The sequence below is a fragment of the Mesorhizobium sp. B2-5-7 genome (assembly GCF_006440875.1).
Taxonomy (GTDB): domain Bacteria; phylum Pseudomonadota; class Alphaproteobacteria; order Rhizobiales; family Rhizobiaceae; genus Mesorhizobium; species Mesorhizobium australicum.
The window spans coordinates 1-22,882 of sequence record NZ_VFUO01000005.1; the positions used below are offsets into that span (position 1 = coordinate 1).

Here is a 22,882-nt window from a genome sequence, read left to right on the forward strand (position 1 = left end):
GTGACGGCTACGACCTGCGTTGCCGTCGAGCCGTGGCCGTCGTTGACGGTTACGGTGTAATGCTCGATCACGCTCTGGCCGGCAGCCAGGTACTGCGAAGCCGCGTTGTTGAGGGCGTAATGCCACTGCACCGAGCCGTTGGCGGCATTCGCGGCTTCACTGACAGGGTCGAGCGAGAAGGTGCCGAGCGCAGTTTCGCCGGCGGTCGGAGCAAACGAAGCGGTATGGCCGTCACTGAGATCGACGTCGTTGAACGCAATCGTGCCGGCGGCGTTAAGGGAATCGGCCGGCGAAGGCGTCGTGTCGGCATCTTCGACGACCGCGCCAACCTGTGCGCCGCCGGTGATCGAGACGATGTCGTTGGTGCCGGTGATGGTGACGGTTAGTTGAGCAGTATCCGTAAGTCCGTGAGGGTCACGGACGGTGTATGTAAACACCTCAGTAACTGTGACCCCGTCCGACAGCGCATTGGTGTCCACATCGCTGTTGTCGAGAGCGTAGGTATAGGTGCCATTGGCATTCAAGGTCAGTGAGCCATACGTGCCCACCAACGCAGATCCGACCGTGCCAACACTTCCTGATCCGGATTCCGTACCTGTCCGCACCGCCAACACGACCAGCGACGCCTGGCCGTCGTCGGAATCCGTGTCGTTGGCCAGCACATTACCTGCCGCCGTGGAGACGCCCGCAAACGGTGTGTTCCCAGGGCCAACGCCAGCCTCTCGGACTCCAGTGGCATCGTCGAAACCGACGGGGGCGGTTGGGTCGACTCCGTAGCGCACCTGCTCAATCGCGGAGACCTTGAGGTTGATCGTGGTGAATGTGAATTCTGCCTGACCTGCCTGGCCGGTATTCGCGTTCGAGTTTGCGGCAATGAAGGTACGAAACTGAGCAATTTCAGCGTTAAACGCTGTCATGAATGACGTATTTGATAGTTGATCATTGCTTAGATAGATAACAAGCGTATCGATCTCGGCAGTGCCTTTCGCAGCATTGCCATTACCGCCGTCGTAGACGTCGTAGCCGGAAAAGGTCGTTTGTCCGACCGTTATCCCCGTGCCGTAGACTTGGGTACCAATCTTGTACTGATTTTCCCATGCTCGATAGATAAGCGTGTCCACTCCGGATCCGCCCAGGACTGTATCGAAACCACTGCCTCCATCGAGCGTATCTGCGCCTGACCCGCCATTCAGGCGGTCATTTCCAGCCCCTCCCGACAGTACGTCGTCGCCGCTGCCGCCGACCAGATTGTCGTCGCTACCTGTGCCGATGGTCGTTGCCATGCCCGTACCCCCTATCGCCTTAGTTGTTCTTGTCGGTCAAAAATTGCCGATGTCGACCTGACGCTGCGGCGGCGTGGTCGCTCAAAAAATGCGTCCTATGCGGGCAAATTCGCCATCGCCAAAAGGCGGCTTGATCCCTCGCGAGAGCGCCAGGATCATATGAATTCTCATTCAGCCCAATGACATTTGTACCGATGCGAAACGCCCACGCCCGCGGGTCCGCCGGTAGCTTGACGTCTGACGATTCTTTGCAATCGCCTTCCGCGGGTTTCTTTGCATCGGTCGAGGGGGAAAACTCGCCATCGATGGAGGAAACTATCTTTGCGGTACCGTTGCTCAGCGCGTTGTGGGAAATAATGACCAGGAGGGTAGAAGTGAGGACGACTGAATCTTCAGCAAAATTAAAGCGGTCGCCGACATCAGAAAGCGATATCGTCGCCCCATCGGCACCTGTGATTTGAGAATAAATCACCCTTGTCCCCACCCATTTTACTCGTACATACGTACAAATACAGATGCCCCCACACCTGTTTTACTGCCGCATTGAAAGCTTGACCATTCTCCATCTAAAACAGTATGAGCAACATGCTAGTTCGTCCACTGTCAGTGCGAAGTCCAGTCGCCGGTAGCGCAAAGTTCCGCGATCAGCCAGATGTCAAAATGGCCGCCCACATGCAGTCTTGGCTCAAGATTGCTAGGCACGACTCAGCTAGCCGCGCTGCGTTCCCTTTAGCCCCCTTGGCGCCGCCCATTCCCTGATTGTCGGTCACGCCATTTTTTAGGAGATGCTTATGTTAACACATTTCTAACGCTATCGAAGAGTAAGCGTCAACATCCAAATGGACGAACAGTTAACGGCCGAAAGTAGAGCATCAGCAGGGCCAGCTGCCGCGCCGGAGAACTGGCAGCACGAGAGCGGAAGGAAAAAGGGTCCGGCGACCTCATCCCCTCACCAGGTGCGATTGGCGATCTCTTTGCGCACGCCTTGACCTTCAGAGCCCTTGAAGCGCGCTCCTGCCATCGCAAAGTCGCGGTGGTGCGCACGCTGGCGGTGATCATGCTGTATCTATGGACCGGCCGCGCGGCGCAACGGAATTCGAGGGGAGGCCTATTTCGGCCCGAGACAACCTATCCTGCCTCGCACGGGAGCCGATGCTCCGGGCCCCGCACACCTGATCTATGTGGCAAGCCTCTATCGGCCATGGGTGCGCGTCCAGGTCTCAGGTGCGCGGGGAAGACCGCTGTGCCATCAGTTTCAAGTCACCTCGCAGGCCTTGGCAGGAACAGAGATACTCAAAACATCTGACGCGTTACAGCACGGGCTGCCTATGCGGTTCGAATCCGTGCGCAAACGAACGAGCGTGGTAAAGCACGCTCCACGCAATGCGCGCGAACTTGTTGGCCAGCGCCGCTGTCCAGGACGTTGTGATGGAGCCGCCGGGCTGCGGCGCTCAGCCATCAAGGCCCAACTTGGCCCGACCCCGAGACCGCGGTGCGGTGGCCGACGAGCCTGCCACGAACCCGATACAGGGCCTGAAGTCGAGCTGCTCGGCGCTCTTGATTGCACCAAGCGCATGGTGGGCCGCTGCACCGCTTCGGGGTCGGTCTCAACGGAATGTCCATCGTCTTGGCAGCCGCTGTGGTCGGCGACGACCTGAAGCGATATCCTGGCCTGGCCTTCAGATGCGCGGCGGAACAATCACGCGCATATTGATGAAGATGGTGAAGCCGCCACCGCCAAAAGACAAGCCAAAAAGCGCGATAGCCTATCTGGTTTTGCGCGTGTAGGCCGATCTGGTCACTTCGATCTCGACTGCGCGGATTGGCCGGTTGCCCTTGCGCTTTGGCGCTTCGGCTGCACCCTCAATGGGGAACAGCATCTCTGTCTGGCCCTCTACGCGCTTTCGTCCGCGCTTGGCCGGCGACGCCGGGGCTGAGAGCACCTCGGGCGGGTCTACCATTCCCGGCAGAAGAACGGGAGCTGATTGAAAGAGCTGCTCAATAGTGACGATTTGAATTCTTGGAACGCGCTTCGTCGAGGGGCCGGTCTCGCCCTCGGATGCGGCCTCACGAAGCATTGGCCCAGTCGGGGGATTAACGCAAACGAGAACGCCTATCTCAGCTTCCTCACGCTTCACCACGGACTTAAGTTTGTGAATTGCATCCACGCCTACGTTCAAGCCGCCTTTCACCGAGACTATCGCCCGGCTGGCGCGGTCCTTGCCAACTTGATGGTAGCGAATAATGCCGTCGATACCGCCATCAGCTCCCGGTCTGTCCTTTGGTAAGCCGTCGAGTGTGAACACCGCCCATTTCTGGAACTCAAGCCAATCGCGTGCAGCGAGAGCCCTTGCGTCTTCAGCATCTTCAGGGCGCCCGTATAGCTTATAAGTTCCTTTGATCGAGGGGCCGAACGCCTTCAGCAACCGCCCCTCAATCACATGAATAGCAAGGTATGTGACATCAATTCCAATCCATCGGCGGTTCAGGTTTTGAGCGGCTTCGATGGCAGTACCGCATCCGCAAAATGGATCGAGGATGATATCTCCCTCGTTGGACGACGACTGGATTATCCGTTTCAACAAGGCCAGCGGCTTTTGCGTCGAGTAACCAAGCCGCTCCTGCGCCTGAGAGTTGATCGGGCGGATATTGTCCCAATCGTCGCTTACAGGAACGCCGGGCATTTCATCCAGGTATCGCTTGAACTGCGGGACCATGCCGGGCTTTGTTTGGATGATGCGGCCCTCAGCAATTAGCTGGTCCATCTTTTCTTTCGAATAGCGCCAGTAGCGTTTAATCCCCATGACCTCGTAATGGGCATTGCCTTTCGCTGCACCTCCCGGTCCTGTGAGGTTGTCGAGCCGGTAGAGACGTCCGTCTTTGTCGAGATGGCGGTACTTGGAAGCCAAATATTCTTGATCGTATTCCGTAAACTGCTGGTTGAACGTCTGTCGTTCTTTCGGGTCTTTTGCATATCGGAGAATGATATCGCGAACTCTTGGAAAATGAGTTGCGCCTTGGACATAGTCGGCTTTCGCGGTGGTTCGCCGCCAACTAATCTCATTGATATAACCGCCCGACCCGAAAATCGCATCGAGAATAATTTTCAGGTAGTGGCTAGCGGTAGGGTCGCAATGCAAATAGAGCGTGCCTGTCGGATTCAGCACGCGACGCATCTCGATCAATCGCACGGTCATCATGGCCAGATAGGCCATCATATTGCTGTTTCCAAAGACCTTTTGGAACGCGTCTAAAAGAGACCCAGCCTCAAGATGTCTCTCTGCCGTCTCGTCCAACGCCCTTTGCGCATCTCTACCCCAAGTCCATGTATCTTCGAATGCATGAGATTGAGCTTTGGAAGCCCCACCATGTTTCGTGCCATAGAGGACGTTGTAATTCGCATTCGAATTGAAAGGCGGGTCAAGGTAGATCAAATCGATCGATTCTGCTGGCATCGATCGCAGCACGTCTAGATTATCGCCAAAATGAAGTTCATTCATAGCGTTGCTCTCCAGCTACAGAGTTGCAGCTTGTGGTTAAATATTTGAGAATTAAGGGGTTCTTTACGAGTTCATCGGCTTCGAACCGCGTGAATGGGACTGCTATGGCATTGCCAAGGAGAAGCTAAGGCAGGACCATAATTCTAGATCGGGTGATCCTCGCGGAGGTCGCGGTAGTCGGGCGCAAAGGCCAAGCAGCTATCAGAGGTGGAACTGAAGCGGTTCATGACGGCAGCGGCGGCGCTGCACAAAAGCATCGCCGCTGATATCGCCGCAGTGCGACCATTACCGCTCAATGCGCGGCCTATTACCCTGCTCGTTCAGACGCGTCTCAATCGAGCTGATGCTGCCGAGCACCCCCTCGAAATCCGGTGGGTCGCCGAAAATCATGCCCTGCATGGCCCTGTAGTCGACACGCAGTTGATCGATCATCGCGTCATGCGGGGCGAGCGCGAACGAGCCGGGCGCAGCGCTCGCGAGATCGAAGTCCGGTCGATTGAAGAACATTCGGGCGTGCGCTACGCAGTCTTCACCGAGCGCCGGATCAGCGATGGCGGCGGCGCCGACGGAGGCCGCGGCGAGCTGGTGCAAGTCATAATAGTGACGCGACACGCGTTGGCCGCCTCCGCGCAGTTCGCCGCGCTCGTCGAACCAGCGCCTCAGCCCGTGGAGGATGACGACCTTGTCCCAGAAGGTACGTTCCGGGTCGACCGTGCGCACGGCCGGCACGGTCAGGTCGAGCGCTGGCAGGTCATCATCGACATAAGGTATAATCGGCACCTCGCTGTTCGGATCGAGCGCGGATTTCGCGCCCGACTCGATCTTGATCGTCGCCCGCACATAATCCGATCGCGGCGTCGCCGTGGGATACCAAATCAGCAGCGTCTGCCCGTCGGGATCGGCGTCATCCGCCTCCACTCGTCCAGCGCGATATCGAGGCCGGCAGCATGGAGCCGGTCTCGTAGGATCAGGGTTAACTCAGCGTGCAGCGGACCGTTGATGTGGGCTTGGCAAGCGTCCTTGATCGCATTGAGGCGCGCCCGGCGTTTCTTGCCGCTTAGCGCATCGAGCTCCTCGATGGTCGCCGGCTCGCCAATGTCGTCTCGAAAAACCGTGACATCGATGTCTTCGGAGAAGCGGTTGATCAGACCGAACCCTTTAGAAAGAGAGGTTCCACCCTTGAAGAGGAGGCGGGGTCCGCTCTCTTTCAAGCCGTTGAACAAGGCATCCAGCGTCCAGCAGACCCAGAAGTCCTCCTCGATATTCTGAGATGACGTGCCGAGGCGTAGCGCCGCCGTATCGAAGGCGCTCAACATCGCGTCCGAACCGGCCGCGAGAACCTCGTCGAAAGCCGGATTCATGTCTTCACCGCCCGGGTTGTACTGCGCTTAGCGGGTTGTGTCTTCTGCCTAGGGAGCGGTTTCCGCTCGGGCCGGGCAACGCCAGCATGACGCTGATCATCCGCATCGTCCGTCGTTCCTTGGCGATGACGATCATGATCAGCATCATCACGATAATCATCGGTGTGCCGACGATGAACGCCGGCGTCGCTTTCAACGAGCGGCTTAAGAAACACCCACATCCATGTCGGAAGCGCCATCATACCGGCAGTGAGATCCGCTTTGAGGGGCGGTCCCACCGTCGGATCTTTGAAAAGCTTGGCGAGCTTACGTCTGACCTGATCACTCTCTCCTTCACGAACCAAGAGATCGCGTAGCCAGTGTAGCGCTTGGACTACGCGCATCGCTGGCCGTCCGGCCCAGAAGAGCTTGCTCGCTGCGGTCGGACGGAAGATGATCGTTACGTTGCCCAGCTTGATTGCGCGGCGCCGAGCGTCGGTGTGTACCACGATTTTGGCCGGGACGGCGTCAGTCAGGCCCAAATCGTTCGCCGCGGTCATGCCATCGACAAGCATCCGGGTTTGGTCACGTCGCCCGACGGCGTCGATGACTGAGCGCGGATCAGGTGGGTTGGGTTTGTGGGTGAGCTTGTTGAATCCAGGCTGATCATAGAGCCCGCGATCGATCCGTCTGAGGGTTCCGGCTTTCGTCAGCCGCTGCAACGCCTTATCGACGGCATCGCGCGAGGCGAGATCGACGAAATCGCTGGGCGTCCATATCTTGCGCGGCGCGTCTACACGGATGCGCTCAAGTATGGCTGTCTTTAGATTGGGCGAGGCATCGCTCATGTCCGAAATTTGTAGGCGTGTTTCGGACGAGGTGCAAGTTCTCTTGTCCGAAATATACAGGCAAATTTCGGACACCTTGCCAGCTAGGCGCCTTGCCCAGGTAGCCCAAATTCGTGTGGGCGCGCCATCAGGCCCACATAGAACGCGACCTCTACCTACCGGCTGAGACACAGAGCTCTCGACTTTGCGAACCTATGGTACTAATCGCTCGCTACGGTCTTGATAGAGGTGTGACAAGCTAATGCTGCAACCTGGCAACGAATTTGAACGGCTAGTAGTCGATTTCTGCAAGAGGAATTGGCCTACAGAACAGGTCCAATCGAATCGATCTGTCGATGGCCGGGAAATGGATGTCATCATTGATACTCCCGCCGACCTCACAATCATTGAATGCACGATCGAGCGATCGAGAAAGAAGGCCGAGCAAGACATCATTAAGATACGCTCAGCCAGACGCTCATTGCTAGGAGACCTCGAGAACAAGCCGGTTCATGGCTACTTCGTGACTCAAGGAGATCCTACACCGGAGATTCATCAGATCGCCGCGGAAAACGGATCGTGGATCGAGGCCTGCTCCTTTCCGGCATTTGTAAACCGCTTTAACTGCAGCTCTACTTACCTCATTGAACGCAGAAAGAGACCTTTTGGTAGCGTCCGCAACCCCGTTGACGACTCGATTCATATTTCCAGAAATCAGTACGTACCAGTACCGTTCAAGCTGTATGAGTCTAATCAAGAGATTACGTTGGATACCATAGTAAATGATATAAACGCACGTCGAAAAAGTAGGCTGATAGCGACGGGTGATTTTGGTATCGGCAAAAGCATGACGTATAGGGAGATATTCTTCCGGTTAGCAGAATTGTACGAAACTGGACAAACCTACCGATTTCCAGTGTACATAAACCTCAGTGATGCGTCAGTCGACGAGAACGATGATTTTGTCGATCTCTTAGAGCGGCATGCAAAATGGCTGGGATTGCGATCGGAGCGCGACAAGCTAGTTCATGCATGGACGTCGGACTGCTGCACGTTGATATTGGACGGGTTCGATGAGCTGATCCGAGCGGGCTTTACGAGGCTTACGACTTCATCACGGGACATAAGGTATGCTTCGTCTCGAATCATAAGAATGTCTGTCTCCGAGTCACCCAGATCAACTCCGATTCTAATTTCGGGTCGGCAGAGCTATTTCGCAAATTTTGATGAAATGAGGCAGTGCCTTGGCGCAAAGGAGTTTTCGCTCCTGTCACTTCAAGACTTGCGGGAGAATGAAGTAAAGGCGCTCTTCCGAAAGATAAATCCTAAGATGTCGGAACCGATCTTGATGGATTGGCTGCCTCAAAGGCCGCTTTTGCTATCTTACATTTATTTTGAGCTCGGGGATACAATCGCCCCTGACGATGAACTGCTAAATCCGCTCTCTCCGGGAATTGGATGGAACTTGTTACTCGATCGACTGTGCGCTCGAGAAACTAACGTAGCGCGCGGTGCAGAGCCAAACCAGATACGCAGGCTTCTTGAGCGAATTGCACTGTTCGCGCGAACGAACGTATCAGACCCAGGCCGTGTGACGAGCCTCTGTGGCGGATGCCTACCGAGATGTGATGTTGATCGAACCCGACATCTCGGTTCAACAAGTTCTCATGCGATTTCCCGGACTGACGACGGGGCATGCCAATGAGGAACGCGCCTTCATCGAGGCCAGTATTTTCGAAGCGGCACAAGCGGGTTCTCTCACTGAGATCATCGAAGCTCTCGCGACAAAAAGCGAGGAGTATATGAGGTCGGACGGTATACAGAAACTGATGCGTCTGTTCTGTAAAACAAGAAACGCGATTACGGCGCTCACGGCAGAATTGGTAATTGCGACTCTCAAACAACAGGAAAGGGTGGGCCTGCTCAGCGTGGCCCTGCAACAGGCGATGCTCAACGAGCAATCCGCCGTCGGCAATCTTCCGGCAGACCTCTTGATATGTGGCTCTCTACAGCCTGATCGACTGTTGCGTAAAGAGGTTAAAGCCATCGCGCTTCGGGGCGCGTCTATTCCTCATCTCGAAATCACTGCGGAGCTAACTGGCGGCAGAAAGCTTACATTCGAGGACTGCATATTTGATGAGTTAGACTTATCATTCAACTCTGACTCAATAGGAAGCGTTTCGTTTCATAGGTGCAGGGTACAAAGGCTTAGCTGCGCGCAGGATGTAGCGAACTGCATTAGAGACGTCGGCTTGGAGCCGGGAGATGTCGAAGAAACATCCGTTATTGATGCGACAAATGCGGATATCATGGAGATGTCGATCCCAGCGCAGCTAAAGGTGTTGAAAATAATACTCCGAAAGCTTTTCCAACAAAAAGGATCGGGCAGGAGAAGGGGCGCATTCTACAGGGGGATACACGGAATCGATCCTGATATCGTCGATCGTTGTCTGACCGCCCTCCTCAAAAGCGGTATTGCCTACGTGGTAGGGGCTCAACATTCTGATGACGCTGTATGGCATCCGAACCGGGCGCATGCACGGCGGGTGGCATTTCTGGTTGATACTCTGTCGATACCCGATGATGCCGTAGTTCAAGAAATTTTATAACGCTTGGCACGCAGACAACGCACGCATGCGATGACGAGGGTTCAATAGGCGCGCCGCAAAGTTGATGGTGCGTCCCAACACCCGGTTCCCGGTCTGTGCTCGAAAAGTCGCATAAATGGCAGACTGGAACTGCGGCTGCTTCGTCTCATATCGCCGACGCGATACCGACCTTGATCAGGACTGGTTCTGTCGTCTCGCCGAGCGTTATGAGGTCGGATATGACCCCATGGGCGAGCCAGGCATAATCGTTGGAAACCGCACCACCCCAATCTGCAGTGACGCCTTTCGCCCGCATTGTGGTGACGTCCTCAGCTCAATGCGTGGCCGGCCAATCCATAAACCCACGGTCCGTTTTCTTCCCGGTTCAGGAATCGGCGCCCTTTGGACATGGTCGTGACAGTCTCGGCAATGCCGAGGCCGCTCTGCTCGAGAAACGTGGCAAACACGCCATCCTTTTCCCTGGTATCCACTCGGACGAAGCGTCCTGCAAGATTTCTCATATGAACGCCGGTGAGATGGACCGCGTCCAGATCGCTGCGCGCGACCATCGGCCCGATCACATAACCACGTCCAAACTCGCGACACATAGAATAGCCGACGATCTCGCCGCCGCGGCTCAAAGTTTGGATTGAAGCATTCGCTGAAAGCAATGCGAGCAGCCTCTCGCGGTCTGTCCCAAATGCGCGCCTGTCGAGCGCAATGATCTCCGTCAGCCTCTCGCTCGGCAACGCCTGCAATTCACCGTCCAAGGCCGGCGGGGCCGAGAGTGCCGGCGGAACCTCCCCTTGGCGCATGAATACAATTCCCTCGGTCGTGAAACCGAGTGAGACATAGAGGGGATAGGCGGCATGGGTGGCGTTGAGCGCCAAATTGCGATCGCCACACTGCTCGAGCACCTGGTCCATGAGCCATCGGCCGCCGCCTTGCGCTTGTGTGCGGGGCGTTGTGATCACCACGCCGATGGTGGCGAAATCATCCCCTTGCGGAAACCACATCGCGCTGCCGAAAACTCGGCCAATGCCGTCTACGGCAACGATGCCGCGGCCCGCGCGGCGCAGAATGTCCCAGTCCTTCGGCCGATGCGGCCAGCGGACTGAGATCGAGAGCGCGTGGAGCAGATCGACTTCGACTTCGTCGATGTCCCGCGCGACCAGTTCGAAAGACTTCAGGCGCACTGATCTCTGCATTTCAGTCGACCCGCTCCTTATCCAAGTCCCGTGCTCGCGCCCCACGTCCTGACGCCGCTGGCGGTTCCGCAGCCGTCTTTTGCCCTATGATTGCATCCGAAAGCCAGCAGGTTTCGCTGGTTACAGACCGATATTCGAAATCTTCGGCCAAAGCATAGCTTCATTCGGCACGGAATGCTCTCGCCTGCTGCCACACTTGTTGCATCCAGCGAACTGCGAGTGGAGCGGCGCCCGGTGAATGTCGAAGAGATTCTTGCGAGGCTGATCGCGTTCCCCTCGGTCGTGGGCTCGCCCAATGGCGCGATCGTCGACTGGGTGCGTGAATATTGCGAGGCGGTCGGTGCAGAAGTGACTGTCCTTCGCGGCCCCGAAGGCGATCGGTCCAACCTGTTTATCACAATCGGACCTCGGCGCACCCGCGGCTACATCTTGTCAGGCCACATGGATGTGGTGCCGGCCGGGGAACGGGAATGGAATTCGGATCCCTTCGTACTGCGCCAAGACGGCGCCAGGCTCCATGGTCGGGGCACCTCCGACATGAAGGGCTTTCTCGCTTGCGTGCTGGCTGCCCTGCCGCGGCTTGCCGCGATGAACTTGCAGCGGCCCATTCATCTCGCATTCTCCTATGACGAGGAAGCAGGTGCCCGTGGTGTGCCCCATCTCATCGCCGCCCTGCCAAACCTGTGCGAGAAGCCGCTTGGCGCGATTATCGGTGAGCCGAGCCAGATGGAAGCCGTGCGGGGGCACAAAGGCAAGGCAGCTGCGCGGCTCGAGGTGATCGGACGGTCCGGCCATTCTTCACGACCTGAGCTCGGACTGAATGCAGTGCACGCTATGGCAGGTCTCGTCACGCAGCTCGTGGCCTATGGCCAGACCCTCGCAAACGGGCCGTTCCACACGGATTTCGCGCCTCCATACTCATCATTGCAGGTCGGGGTTATTGCCGGCGGCCAAGCCGTCAACATCATACCCGATCGCTGCACCGCCGATATCGAGGTCCGCGCCGTGCCGGGTGTTTCCCCATCATCTTTGCTCGAGCCCGTAAAGGCCGAACTCGCCGCTTTACGCGACAGAGGCTTTGAGGTGGCGTGGCATGAATTGAGCGCGTATCCGGGGCTTTCGCTCGCTCAGGAGAGTGACTTGGCAGCCCTTCTGGTCGAGTTAACGGGGCGGGAGCCCCTGTCTGCAGTGAGTTATGGGACGGAGGCTGGCCTCTATCAGCAGGCTGGCATCGACGCGATCATCTGCGGTCCCGGCGATATCAGCCGGGCTCATCTTGCCAACGAATATATCGAAATCGGCGAACTTGCTGCCTGCCAGAGCATGATCGAGCGTCTCGGCACGCGCCTTGCCGCATAGCAGGAGGGAGCGGTTTATGGCCTTTCTTTTCAATTCCGACCCAGTGCGCGCAGCAGTCTTCCGCAAGGTTTTCGCACGTGAGCTCCCGGACGTCGAACTTCTCCACAGCAGCGAATGTGTCGACCCGGAGAAGGTGCGCTACCTCCTGACCTGGACGGCGCCGGACGATATCGAGCACTACCGCAATCTCGAAGTGCTGTTTTCGCTTGGCGCCGGCGTCGACCAGTTCAAGCGTGAAAGCCTGCCTCAGCAGGTGAAGCTGGTGCGCATGGTCGAGGACGGCATCATTCGCATGATGCAGGAATATGTCGTTCTCGGCGTACTGAGCCTCCACCGGGATATGGTGGCGTATCGTGAACAACAGAAGCGCCAAGCGTGGCTCGGTCTTGCCGCTCCGCAAGCCGCCGAGCGCCGCGTGGGCTTTCTGGGCCTTGGCATGCTGGCGCAGGCGGCTATCGAGCGATTGATGCCGTTTCGCTTTCCTCTCGCCGCCTGGAGCCGAAGCAGGAAGGAGCTCGACGGCGTCACCTGCTTTCATGGCGCGGACCAGCTTGCCGGCTTTCTCGCGCGCACGGACATTCTCGTTTGCCTGCTGCCATTGACGGAAGAAACCCGCGGCATTCTCGATGCGGAACTCTTTTCCCTCCTGCCGGCCGGGGCGAGGCTGCTGCATGTCGGCCGCGGGCCGCAGTTAGACCAAACCGCCCTGATCCAGGCTCTCGACAACGGTCACCTCGCCGCCGCGATGCTCGATGTTACCGATCCCGAGCCGCTGCCGGACGACCATCCACTCTGGCGGCACCCGAAGGTGGCGATCACGCCGCACATTGCTTCCATAACGCAAGCAGATTCCGCGGCGCAATCCGTCGTGGACAATATCCGGCGCCACCGCGCCGGAGAAGAACTGATCGGCCTCGTCGATCGGACACTCGGCTACTAACCAGGGAAGCATGACATGTCACTTCTGATCACGATCGACACAGATCCAACCTTCGCGCCCAAGCAGGCTTTGCCAACTCCAGAGCGGCTCATTTCGGGCAATCCATCCTTCAAGACTTGGGCGCAGGATGCTTCGAAAGGCGACAAGGTCCTGACCGGCGTGTGGGAGGCGACGCCCGGCGAAACGCATTCGATCAAGGGCACTACCTGCGAGTTCTGCCACATCGTTTCAGGCCTCGTCGAGATCGAGGAGACGGGCGGTGAGACCAAGACTTATCGTACCGGCGACAGTTTTGTGATGAAGCCCGGCTTTGTCGGCGTCTGGCGCACGATCGAAACCGTGCGCAAGATCTACGTCAGCGTTTACGACTGAGCTCAACGCTCAAGGTCCGGCCGAATAGCGTGCGTAGTGGCTCCAGAACAATCGACTTTCCAAGTCCCGCCCGACGCGATTCGACGCCGTCGGGCGGCTCATCCTCGGCGGAAAATGCGGCGCGCTGTCGACTACTGTCCCGATGAAACCCGGTAAGAGATGCCGAATGTCGCTGCCGTGTTGAGCAAGCTGCGACCATCGGTGCCCATCGGTCTCCAGGAGGATCTCAATGAAGGCTTACACGATAGCGCACATCCCAGGCGACGGCATCGGCAAGGAGGTGACTGAGGCTGGATGGGAGGTGCTTCAGGCCGCGGCAAAGCGAGGCGGTTTCGCCCTTGAAGATACAAGGTTCCCATGGTCGTGCGCCTACTACCTGGAAACCGGTGCGATGATGCCGCCAGACGGGGTCGAGATCCTACGGAAGTTCGATGCGATCTACCTCGGCGCTGTGGGGTGGCCAGCGAAGGTGGCCGATTCCGTATCGCTTCACGGACTTCTCCTGCCGATCCGGAAAGGCTTCACGCAGTATGCCAACATACGGCCGCACAGGCTGTTGCCAGGCGTTCAGGGACCTCTTCGCCGTGATGGTTTCGACATCCTGTGCATCCGCGAGAACACGGAAGGCGAATACTGCGGCGCCGGTGGGCGCATTCATTCCGGCACGGCCAATGAGGTCGCGATCGAGACGGCAATCTTCACGCGTGAGGGTGTCGAAAGGATCCTCCGCTTCGGATTCGAACAGGCGCGGACGCGCCGCATGAAGCTCGCATCTGTCACCAAGTCCAACGCGCAGAAACATTCCATGGTTTTCTGGGATGAGGTCACGCGCGAGGTGGCGAAAGACTATGCCGATGTGGAGGTCTCGCACTACCACGTCGACGCCATTGCCGCCCGCATGGTCCTGGCGCCTGAAAGCCTCGACGTGATCGTCGCCTCGAACCTTTTTGGCGACATCCTCACGGATATTGGAGCGGCCATTCAGGGCGGACTGGGTTACGCCGCCTCCGCCAATATCAACCCCGATCGCAGTGCGCCCTCCATGTTCGAGCCGGTCCACGGTTCGGCGCCTGACATCGCGCATCTCGGCATCGCCAATCCGATCGCCGCAATCTGGTCGGGCGCCATGATGCTGGGGCATCTGGGCGAGGGGCAGGCCGCGGCCGAAGTAATGACGGCAATCGAGTCCGCAACCGCACGCGGGATAGGCACGATTGCGGGCAAGGACAGCACTGAAGCAATCACGCAGGCCGTGCTGGCAGGATTAAGCTGAAAGAGCAGAGGAAAAGAATCATGAACGCAATAACGAAGATTGGTTTCCTGAAGGATGCGGACCTGTTTCGCCAGCGGGGGCTCATTGGCGATGTCTGGCAGCATGCACACAGCAACGCGACTGTCGATGTCATCGATCCGGCCAGTCTGGAAGTGCTTGGAACCGTGCCCGACATGGGCCGGGATGAGACAAGGGCTGCAATAGATGCAGCGCACGCGGCGTTCAAGGACTGGAAGGCCAGGACCCACGCCGAACGCGGAGCGCTTCTGGAACGCTGGCACAGCCTGATACTGGAAAATGAAACGGACCTGGCGTTGCTGCTGACGCTGGAACAGGGCAAGCCTCTGGCGGAGGCCCGCGGTGAAATCCGCTATGGCGCCTCCTTCGTGAAATGGTTCGCCGAAGAAGCACGCCGGATCGGCGGCTCGACCATTCCGTCTCCCACGGCCGATCGCCGCATTCTGGTGCTGAAGGAGGCCGTCGGCGTCTGCGCCATCATCACGCCATGGAATTTCCCCAACGCGATGATCACGCGTAAGGTGGCGCCGGCGCTGGCCGCGGGTTGTACGGTTGTCATCAAGCCGTCTGAATTCACGCCATTCTCGGCGCTGGCGCTCGGCGTCCTGGCGGAACGGGCGGGTATCCCTGCCGGCGTGATCAACATTGTGACCGGCATGCCCACCGAGATCGGCAACGAATTCATGGCTAACGAGACGGTACGCAAGATCTCGTTCACCGGCTCGACCCGCGTCGGAGCGCTGCTCATGCGTGGCGCGGCCGATAGCATCAAGCGGCTCAGCCTCGAGCTCGGCGGCAATGCGCCGTTTATCGTCTTTGACGACGCCGATCTGAGCAATGCAGTGGAGGGTGTGATCGCATCCAAGTTCCGCAATGGCGGTCAAACCTGCGTCTGCGCGAACCGGATTCTCGTGCAAGCGGGCGTTTACGACGCTTTCGCCGAAAAGCTGAGCCAACGTGTCAACCGCATGAAGGTTGGCGCGGGGACCGACGACGGCACTGAGATCGGCCCGATGATCAATGCGGCGGCCATCGACAAGATCGAGCGTCACATCGCGGATGCACAGGCGAAAGGCGCGCGGATCATCGCCCAGAGTGAGACGGTGCCGGACGGCAAGCAATATGCACGGCCCGTCGTTCTGGGAGGGGCTACGACCGAGATGCTGCTGGCATCGGAAGAGACCTTCGGCCCGGTGGCACCGCTGTTCCGGTTCGAGACGGAGGACGAGGCCATCGCGATCGCAAACGGTACGCCGTTTGGCCTTGCCGCCTACTTCTACACCGAAAATCTCAAGCGGTCATGGCGTGTTGCCGAGGCGCTGGAGTTCGGTATGGTCGGGCTCAACACGGGCATGATCTCGACCGAAGTTGCGCCTTTCGGCGGTGTCAAGCAGTCAGGGGTGGGGCGCGAAGGATCCCAGCTCGGCATCGAGGAATATCTCGAGGTCAAGACGCTTCATGTTGGCGGGCTGAACTAGTTTCTCTTGCGAGCAGGTTGAAACCCCTGCAGCTTCCAAAGTGTTGGAACAACAAGAAAGGGGCGGTGAAAACCGCCCCTTTCTTGTTGCAACCGGTGATCATTAACGTGGTGGAGCGCGCCTCAGCCTGGCGCGGCTGCAGTAGCAACAGACGTTCAGGCGAATTCCCGAACGGGCTCCAATCCGACGGCGCCGGCCAGCCCGCCGATATCCTTGATTTCGGTGTACTCGTAGTAAGGGTTGGCGGGTTCGTGGCCGCGATTCACCCACACCTTGCTCTTGATGCCAAGATCGTAGGCGGTCATGAGATCGTAGCGGAATGAGGACGACACATGCGTGATGTCTTCCGGGCCGCAGCCGAGCTTGTCGAACATGTACTCGAAGCCCTTCATATGCGGCTTGTAGGCGCCGGTCTCCTCGGCCGTGATGATCATGTGGAAGGGTGCGCCAAGTTTCTCCACGTTCGACATGATCAGGCTCTTCATGGAGTTCGACAGGATCACCAGCGGAATCTCCTTGGCGATCCTGGCCAGCCCCGCCGGGACATCCGGGTGCGGACCCCATGTCGGTATTTCCGAATAAATGCGCTGGGCATCCCCGGGGCGGAACGTCACATGGTTGCGCTTGCAGGCGCGCTCCACGGAATTGTGCACGACCTCGCTATAAGGCTTCCAGGCGCCAAGAACCTCATCGAGGCGATACGCCGAGAAATCCTTGATCAACTGCGTCATTACGGCGGGGGAGAGCTCCGCACCGTAAACTCGTCTTGCCGCGCCGGCCATGTCGAAGTTGGTCAGCGTACCGTAGCAATCGAAGGTGATGTATTTCGGTCTGAAACGCGTCATTGGCGTCTATCCTTCCAATCCTGGCGGCACCGCGTGCCTTTAACGACAAGGATCATAACGAGCAGCGGAAAGGACTAGTCACCGCATTCTTTGCCGCTTGAAGCAGATTGTTTTGTATCGTGGCAGGGCTTTGGCAGAGAGTTGCGCACGACGTGGTTCCGAGCTTGCCAGGCGCTTCCCTCGTCCGCCGGCTGGTCGGCATAAGATGCGGCGCGGGCGGCAAAGGAAAGTCAAAACACCTATGGCTCAGGTTCCGGTCGGGAGGAACTGCTGTCGGCCGCAGCCTAACTTGGCATTGAAGAATTCAGGCCGGGAAACGACCCATGACCGCAGAGCGGGTCACGCTCAAAACGATGACAGCCGAGCATCTGAGCGATGCTGTCGAATTGTCCCGTCATGTTGGATGGCCGCACAATCGTGAAGACTGGGAACTGATGCAATCGCTCAGCCAAGGCGTCGTTGTCCAGGAGGAAGGACGAGTGGTGGGGACGATCTTGATGACGCCCTTTGGCGACGATGCCGCTACCGTCAACATGGTCATCGTCGATGCCGCACTGCGCGGTCGCGGGCTTGGCCGCAAGCTGATGGAGGAGGCGCTTGCCAAGGCAGGCGAGCGCACCTGCTATTTGGTGGCGACGCAGGAAGGGCTCCCGCTCTACGAGAAGTTGGGATTTGTCGCGACCGGCAGGATAGGGCAGCACCAGGGCCTGGCGCCGTCTGTCGACGCGCCGGCACATGTGTCATGGGGCGAGCCCGGCGACCACGCCCGCCTTGTTGCTCTGGATCGCACGGCGTTTGGTCATGACCGGTCGGCACTCATGAGCTCATTGCGCGAGCGCGCGAAGTTCGCCGTCGTTCGCGATCAAGGCGATGTTCAGGCGTTTGCGGCAATTCGTCGGTTTGGCCGAGGGCTGGTCATTGGGCCGGTGGTGGCAAGGAAGCTTCACGAAGCGAGATGCCTTGTCGACTTCCTGCTGGCCGACAGTCCGGGCGAGTTTGTCCGCATCGACACTGATGAATCCACAGATCTCGGCGAGTGGCTTACCCGCCGCGGGCTGGCCCGCGTAGGCGGTGGCATAACGATGCGACGAACCGCAGGCGAGCCGAAGGACGAAACCAAACCACACCGAACTTATGCGCTCGTCAGTCAGGCGCTACGCTGAAATCGGAGGAAGAAATGCTTGCAAACTCCCTGATCGAACTCGATCGCGAACATCTGGTTCACCCGTTTTCATGCTACCGGAGCCACGAAGAGACGGGCGTGCGTGTACTCAAATCCGCCAAGGGCGCGACAGTGACCGAGGCAAGCGGGAAAACCTTGCTGGACGGATTCGCGGGTCTATGGTGTGTAAACATCGGATACGGGCAGGAAAGCGTCGTCGAGGCGGCGGCCAAGCAGCTAAGAGAGCTTCCTTATGCGACGGGATATTTCGGGCTTGGGTCTGAGCCGGCCATTCGTCTTGCCGCCCGGCTTGCCGAACTGGCGCCTGGCGATCTGAACCATGTCTACTTCACGCTGGGCGGGTCCGACGCGATAGACAGCACGATCCGTTTCGTTCGCTATTATTACCACGCCAAGGGCACGCCGCGAAAAGACCAGTTTATCTCGGTCGAGCATGGCTACCATGGATCCTCGACGGTAGGGGCAGGTCTGACCGCGCTGCCGGCTTTCCATGCTGGCTTTGGCGTGCCTTACGACTGGCAGCACAAGATCCCCTCGCACTACGCCTATCGCAATCTGGTCGGTTCCAACCCGCAGGCGATCATCGATGCATCGGTCGCGGCGCTGCGGGCCAAGATCGCTGAACTGGGCGCCGATCGCGTCGCGGCCTTCTACGCCGAACCCATCCAGGGTTCGGGGGGTGTCCTGGTTCCACCGACAGGTTGGCTAAAGGCCCTGCACGCCGTGTGCAAGGAACACGACATTCTGTTCGTCGCCGACGAAGTCATCACCGCGTTTGGCCGCACGGGCCCCCTTTTCGCCTGTGAAGAGGACGAGGTCGTGCCGGATCTGATGACCACGGCGAAAGGACTGACGTCGGGCTACGTGCCGATGGGCGCCGTCTTCATGACCGACCATGTCTACAATACGATCGCGGACGGAGCCGGCAAAGCGGCTGTCGGCCACGGCTATACCTACTCAGCCCATCCGGTGAGCGCGGCAGTCGGGCTCGAATGCCTGCGTCTCTATGAAGATGGCTTGCTCGAGAACGGGCGCAAGGCCGGGAAGCGCCTGATGGACGGCCTCCGCTCGCTCGCCGATCACCCGCTGGTTGGCGATATTCGCGGTCGCGGCATGCTGGCTGCGATCGAGCTGGTCACGGACAAGGAGCGCAAAACGCCGCTGCCGGCGGCGGCCGACCCGGGGCGCCGCATCTTCGACCGCGCCTGGGAGAACGGCCTTGTCATTCGCGCCTTCAACAGCGGCATCCTCGGCTTTGCGCCGCCGCTCTGCTGCACCGACGACGATATCGATGGTATCCTCGAACGCACCCGGATGACGCTCGATCAAACACTCGAAGACAAGGATGTGCGGGAAGCGATGAAGGGGTGATCCTTGCCATCGCCGAGCCGCCTCGGTGGCGCTGCTCTCCAGACAACAAAAGGGTGATGGTTTCCCGGGAAAAGCGCATAGCGCTTTCCCTTGGGAATTGCGTCAAACCGAAGAGTTAGAGCGGTTAGCCGTTTTCGTGAAACGGTGAGATGCTAGGTCCAAGACTGCGGAGCGGCTGTTCATTTGTCGAAAATGACATCGAGAGGCAAATGGGATTTTACGATCGGTGACTTCAGCACGACGAAGCTGAAATATTTGTCGATCCCGATATCCAACTCGAGCATGCGCTCCATGATCGTTTGATACTCGCTTATGCCCGCTGTCACGAATTTCACAAGGTAATCGTAGCCGCCCGAAATCAGATGGCATTCGATGACGGAATCTACTTTCTGAATGGCGGTGAGAAATCTCGCGAAGTCGTTCTGTTGATGGTGCTTGAGCGTAACTTCGGTGAAGATCGTTAGGGTCTGTCCGAGCTTGGACACATCGATCTGGGCGGAATAGCCGGTAATGAAGCCTTCCGCCTGAAGCTTTTTCACCCGCATCAGGCAAGGGCTTGGCGATAGATTGACCAGGTCGGCAAGCTCGACGTTGGTGACCCGCCCGTTCTTTTGCAGTTGGGATAAGATCTTGATGTCGATCTTGTCGAGCTTCATTGCATACCCGTCACACGTTAGAACCGCGGATCGTGCGGCAGACGGCGTCCGTCACGTCCTGCGTGGTCGCTGTGCCACCCACGTCCGGCGTCAGCACGCCCTCACTCGTCACTGTTTCCACAGCGCTCATCAACCGGACGGCGGCTGCGCTTTCGCCCAGATGTTCGAGCATCTGGGCAGCGGTCCAGAAGGTGGCGACTGGGTTGGCGATACCCTTGCCGGCGATGTCGAAGGCCGAGCCGTGAATTGGCTCGAACATAGAGGGATAGCGCCGCTCGGGATCGATGTTGGCGGTCGGTGCAACGCCGAGACTGCCCGCGAGCGCGCCTGCAAGGTCCGACAATATGTCGGCGTGAAGATTGGTGGCGACGATCGTGTCGAGGCTGCGAGGTTTGAGTGTCATGCGCACCGTCATAGCATCAACCAGCATCTTGTCCCACGCGACGTCAGGGAAGTCCTGCGCTACTTCGGCTGCGATTTCATCCCACATTACCATGCCGTGACGCTGCGCGTTGGATTTCGTAACAACAGTCAGTAGCTTTCGCGGCCGTGACCGCGCCAGCCGGAATGCATAGCGCATGATGCGGGTGACGCCGACGCGCGTAAAGATCGCGACTTCGGTTCCGACCTCCTCGGGGAGACCGCGGTGAGCACGGCCGCCATGGCCGGAATACTCGCCCTCGGAATTCTCGCGCACGATCACCCAATCCAGGTCGCCGGGGCCAACGCCCGCCAGCGGCGAAACGATGCCGGGCAATATCCTGGTCGGCCGCACGTTCGCGTACTGATCAAAGCCTTGGCAGATCGGCAGCCGGAGACCCCAGAGCGTGATGTCGTCAGGCAGATCGGGGGAGCCTACCGCGCCAAAGAAGATGGCATCGAAGCGCTTCAGTTGCGACACTCCATCTTCGGGCATCATCAGGCCATTGGCCTTGTAGTAGTCCGAGCCCCAGGCGAAGTGCTGGACGCGCAGCTTGAAGTCGCCGCAACGCTGCTGCAGCGCCTCAAGTGCCTGGAGACCGGCTGCGATCACCTCTGGGCCAATCCCGTCGGCAGGAATGGCGGCAATCTCGTATTCTCGCATCGTCTCTTCCCTGTTTCAGCACCGGCTGCTCGGGCCTCAATCTCGTCTGCGACCGATTGTACCTTGGCTGATCTTCTCAGAATTCAGCGACCTTGCCCCACGCACCGGTCTTCAGGCGTTCTGGCCTATAAGGACGCGGATCGACGATAGGCTCGCTGCCAGTGATGATGTCTGCGATCATATGCCCCGCGCCGAGGCCAATGCCGAAGCCGTGACCACTGAATCCCGCCGCCAGGATGAAACCCGGAATCCCTTCCACTTCGCCGATCGCTGGAATGCCGTCGGGTGTGCTGTCGATATAACCCGCCCAGGCATCGGAGATCGCGACGCGATTGAGTTCGGGGATCAATTCGCAGGCTCTTCGATATGTCAGCCGGATCTGTCCCATGTCGGGCTTCGGGTCGAGAATCCGGTTCCGTTACATTGGCGTAATATCGTCAAGGCCCCATTTGCGCAGGCTTTCATGTCCCTGACGCCAGCCCTCGAAGGCGCCCGGGGCGAGATTGCGCCAGCGGCGGGCGAACATCGGCAAAAACTCGCGGCTGAACCTGAATTGCTGCGGCGTCGGGTCGACGCGAGCCCGTCCGCTGATCGCCAGCGTGTATGCACCGTTGCTGCGCCGCGTCAGCGAGACGCTCGCTGTGTGCAGGGCATCGGGCAGGCCGATTGCGCCTGGCGCCACGGCTAGAATGGATTGACGCACGGCAGCTTGCGGGAAGCGCATACCAAGCTGGTTGCAAAAGGAGGAGGCCCACGCGCCTCCGGCCATGACCACGATCTTCGTACGGATGGTTCCCGCTTCCGTCACGACGCCGCTGACCCTGCCGGCGCTCAACTCCAGTCCACGCGCCGCGCAATGCTGATGCACGGTACCGCCCGCCGCCAAGATGCCGCGCGCGGCAACCGGCACTGCCTTGGAGGGATCCGCCGTTCCGTCAGTCGGTGAGAAAACGCCGCCCTTCCATTTGCGTCCGGTCGCCTTGCCCTTCTCGGTGGCTTCCTCAGCGCTCAGAACATGCGTCGTAACGCCTACCGTCCTGGCGAAGTCACGCCATTTCGCCCAGCCCGCGAGTTCATTTTCGTCCTGTGAGAGATAGAGGAGCCCGCAACGGCGAAATCCGGTATCCCCGCCAGTCTCCTGTGCCACCTTCTCCCAGAGATCGAGGCTCTTGGTTGCCATAGGCAACTCGCGCGCATCGCGGTTCTGCTGGCGGCACCAGCCCCAGTTTCGGCTGGACTGCTCGGCGGCCACGCGCCCTTTCTCTACCAGGGCGACGCTGACGCCGCGGCGCGCGAGATAATACGCCGTGAACACGCCCACGACGCCGCCGCCGATGACGACGACGTCCGCCTCGCGGGGGAGGGAAGGGCTGCACTCGATGTGCATTAGCGGCGCGGGCATCTGCGGAACTCCGGAAACTCTGAAGCATTCTAACTCGCGCCGAGAATAGGCAGGCTGCGGAGTTGTGTGCCTGGACGGAATGTCCTGCGGTTAGTGACCCTTAGGACGTGCAATTATTGCGTGAAAAGCTCGCTGGCGTCCCACCTCACAGAGGG

General features: G+C 58.9%; 16 protein-coding genes and 2 pseudogenes. 8 read left to right on the forward strand and 10 right to left on the reverse strand.

The genetic code is table 11. The features are described from left to right. From FJ543_RS21145 to FJ543_RS21165, 5 genes and pseudogenes are all read right to left on the reverse strand, one after another. Positions 1–1,283, reverse strand: a 1,283-nt coding sequence (locus FJ543_RS21145) for a VCBS domain-containing protein (RefSeq protein WP_210243708.1), incomplete at its 3' end; no start/stop codon positions are given. A gap of 19 nt (positions 1,284–1,302) precedes the next feature. Then, positions 1,303–1,755 carry a hypothetical protein gene (locus tag FJ543_RS31510; protein ID WP_181174029.1) on the reverse strand — a complete coding sequence of 151 codons (453 nt, stop codon included), beginning with the start codon at positions 1,753–1,755 and terminating at the stop codon, positions 1,303–1,305. A gap of 1,294 nt (positions 1,756–3,049) precedes the next feature. Then, the gene (locus tag FJ543_RS21155; protein WP_140876856.1) at positions 3,050–4,783 is read right to left on the reverse strand and encodes a DNA methyltransferase; all 1,734 of its coding nucleotides are present in this window, start codon (positions 4,781–4,783) and stop codon (positions 3,050–3,052) included. 285 nt (positions 4,784–5,068) lie between these two features. Continuing rightward, positions 5,069–6,144, reverse strand: a pseudogene (locus FJ543_RS21160) (nucleotidyl transferase AbiEii/AbiGii toxin family protein). Then, entirely contained in the window at positions 6,141–6,971 is an 831-nt protein-coding gene (locus tag FJ543_RS21165; RefSeq protein ID WP_140876858.1) for a DUF6088 family protein, read from the reverse strand. The pseudogene FJ543_RS21160 and the gene FJ543_RS21165 overlap by 4 nt, the downstream one beginning before the upstream one ends. Positions 6,972–8,578: 1,607 nt before the next feature. On the opposite strand from FJ543_RS21165, the gene FJ543_RS21175 reads away from it, so the two are divergent. Continuing rightward, the gene (locus FJ543_RS21175; protein ID WP_140876862.1) at positions 8,579–9,559 is read left to right on the forward strand and encodes a hypothetical protein; all 981 of its coding nucleotides are present in this window, start codon (positions 8,579–8,581) and stop codon (positions 9,557–9,559) included. A 308-nt stretch (positions 9,560–9,867) separates the two neighbouring features. On the opposite strand, the gene FJ543_RS21180 is transcribed toward FJ543_RS21175, so the two are convergent. After that, a complete protein-coding gene (locus FJ543_RS21180) occupies positions 9,868–10,746 on the reverse strand; it encodes a GNAT family N-acetyltransferase (protein WP_140876864.1) in 879 nt (292 codons plus the stop codon). A 234-nt stretch (positions 10,747–10,980) separates the two neighbouring features. Here FJ543_RS21180 and argE point away from each other — a divergent pair, with 234 nt between their 5' ends. The 5 genes from argE to FJ543_RS21205 all read left to right on the forward strand — a co-directional run bounded on the left by argE (position 10,981) and on the right by FJ543_RS21205 (position 16,186). Next, positions 10,981–12,105, forward strand: a complete 1,125-nt coding sequence (argE, locus tag FJ543_RS21185) for an acetylornithine deacetylase (RefSeq protein WP_140876866.1) — start codon at positions 10,981–10,983, stop codon at positions 12,103–12,105. A 16-nt stretch (positions 12,106–12,121) separates the two neighbouring features. Beyond that, positions 12,122–13,045 (forward strand): glyoxylate/hydroxypyruvate reductase A, encoded by a 924-nt coding sequence (locus FJ543_RS21190; RefSeq protein ID WP_140876868.1) that lies wholly within the window; start codon positions 12,122–12,124, stop codon positions 13,043–13,045. A gap of 15 nt (positions 13,046–13,060) precedes the next feature. After that, a complete protein-coding gene (locus FJ543_RS21195; protein ID WP_140876870.1) occupies positions 13,061–13,417 on the forward strand; it encodes a cupin domain-containing protein in 357 nt (118 codons plus the stop codon). 229 nt (positions 13,418–13,646) lie between these two features. Beyond that, positions 13,647–14,690, forward strand: a complete 1,044-nt coding sequence (locus FJ543_RS21200) for a tartrate dehydrogenase (RefSeq protein WP_140876872.1) — start codon at positions 13,647–13,649, stop codon at positions 14,688–14,690. A gap of 20 nt (positions 14,691–14,710) precedes the next feature. Beyond that, positions 14,711–16,186, forward strand: a complete 1,476-nt coding sequence (locus tag FJ543_RS21205) for an NAD-dependent succinate-semialdehyde dehydrogenase (RefSeq protein ID WP_140876874.1) — start codon at positions 14,711–14,713, stop codon at positions 16,184–16,186. Positions 16,187–16,341: 155 nt separating this feature from the next. On the opposite strand, the gene FJ543_RS21210 is transcribed toward FJ543_RS21205, so the two are convergent. Beyond that, positions 16,342–17,031, reverse strand: a complete 690-nt coding sequence (locus FJ543_RS21210; protein WP_140876876.1) for a haloacid dehalogenase type II — start codon at positions 17,029–17,031, stop codon at positions 16,342–16,344. A gap of 323 nt (positions 17,032–17,354) precedes the next feature. On the opposite strand from FJ543_RS21210, the gene FJ543_RS21215 reads away from it, so the two are divergent. After that, positions 17,355–18,194: a GNAT family N-acetyltransferase gene (locus FJ543_RS21215; RefSeq protein WP_140876878.1), complete on the forward strand. Its 840-nt coding sequence runs from the start codon at positions 17,355–17,357 to the stop codon at positions 18,192–18,194. A 14-nt stretch (positions 18,195–18,208) separates the two neighbouring features. Next, positions 18,209–19,585 (forward strand): aspartate aminotransferase family protein, encoded by a 1,377-nt coding sequence (locus tag FJ543_RS21220; RefSeq protein WP_140876880.1) that lies wholly within the window; start codon positions 18,209–18,211, stop codon positions 19,583–19,585. Between the two features lie 179 nt (positions 19,586–19,764). On the opposite strand, the gene FJ543_RS21225 is transcribed toward FJ543_RS21220, so the two are convergent. The 3 genes and pseudogenes from FJ543_RS21225 to FJ543_RS21235 all read right to left on the reverse strand — a co-directional run bounded on the left by FJ543_RS21225 (position 19,765) and on the right by FJ543_RS21235 (position 22,727). Continuing rightward, the gene (locus FJ543_RS21225; protein WP_140876882.1) at positions 19,765–20,241 is read right to left on the reverse strand and encodes an Lrp/AsnC family transcriptional regulator; all 477 of its coding nucleotides are present in this window, start codon (positions 20,239–20,241) and stop codon (positions 19,765–19,767) included. A 10-nt stretch (positions 20,242–20,251) separates the two neighbouring features. Beyond that, positions 20,252–21,325 carry a tartrate dehydrogenase gene (locus FJ543_RS21230; RefSeq protein ID WP_140876884.1) on the reverse strand — a complete coding sequence of 358 codons (1,074 nt, stop codon included), beginning with the start codon at positions 21,323–21,325 and terminating at the stop codon, positions 20,252–20,254. 76 nt (positions 21,326–21,401) lie between these two features. Further along, positions 21,402–22,727, reverse strand: a pseudogene (locus FJ543_RS21235) (FAD-binding oxidoreductase). Between the last annotated feature and the right edge of the window lie 155 nt (positions 22,728–22,882).

Excerpts from the sequence above, each read along its gene's own strand:
- FJ543_RS21175 (WP_140876862.1), top strand. The coding sequence starts at position 8,579 with ATGTTGATCGAACCCGACATCTCGGTTCAACAAGTTCTCATGCGATTT.
- FJ543_RS21200 (WP_140876872.1), top strand. The coding sequence starts at position 13,647 with ATGAAGGCTTACACGATAGCGCACATCCCAGGCGACGGCATCGGCAAG.
- FJ543_RS21220 (WP_140876880.1), top strand. The coding sequence starts at position 18,209 with ATGCTTGCAAACTCCCTGATCGAACTCGATCGCGAACATCTGGTTCAC.
- FJ543_RS21230 (WP_140876884.1), bottom strand. The coding sequence starts at position 21,325 with ATGCGAGAATACGAGATTGCCGCCATTCCTGCCGACGGGATTGGCCCA.
- FJ543_RS21155 (WP_140876856.1), bottom strand. The coding sequence starts at position 4,783 with ATGAATGAACTTCATTTTGGCGATAATCTAGACGTGCTGCGATCGATG.
- FJ543_RS21225 (WP_140876882.1), bottom strand. The coding sequence starts at position 20,241 with ATGAAGCTCGACAAGATCGACATCAAGATCTTATCCCAACTGCAAAAG.
- FJ543_RS21165 (WP_140876858.1), bottom strand. The coding sequence starts at position 6,971 with ATGAGCGATGCCTCGCCCAATCTAAAGACAGCCATACTTGAGCGCATC.
- FJ543_RS21190 (WP_140876868.1), top strand. The coding sequence starts at position 12,122 with ATGGCCTTTCTTTTCAATTCCGACCCAGTGCGCGCAGCAGTCTTCCGC.
- FJ543_RS21210 (WP_140876876.1), bottom strand. The coding sequence starts at position 17,031 with ATGACGCGTTTCAGACCGAAATACATCACCTTCGATTGCTACGGTACG.
- FJ543_RS21215 (WP_140876878.1), top strand. The coding sequence starts at position 17,355 with ATGACCGCAGAGCGGGTCACGCTCAAAACGATGACAGCCGAGCATCTG.
- FJ543_RS21205 (WP_140876874.1), top strand. The coding sequence starts at position 14,711 with ATGAACGCAATAACGAAGATTGGTTTCCTGAAGGATGCGGACCTGTTT.
- FJ543_RS21195 (WP_140876870.1), top strand. The coding sequence starts at position 13,061 with ATGTCACTTCTGATCACGATCGACACAGATCCAACCTTCGCGCCCAAG.
- FJ543_RS21180 (WP_140876864.1), bottom strand. The coding sequence starts at position 10,746 with ATGCAGAGATCAGTGCGCCTGAAGTCTTTCGAACTGGTCGCGCGGGAC.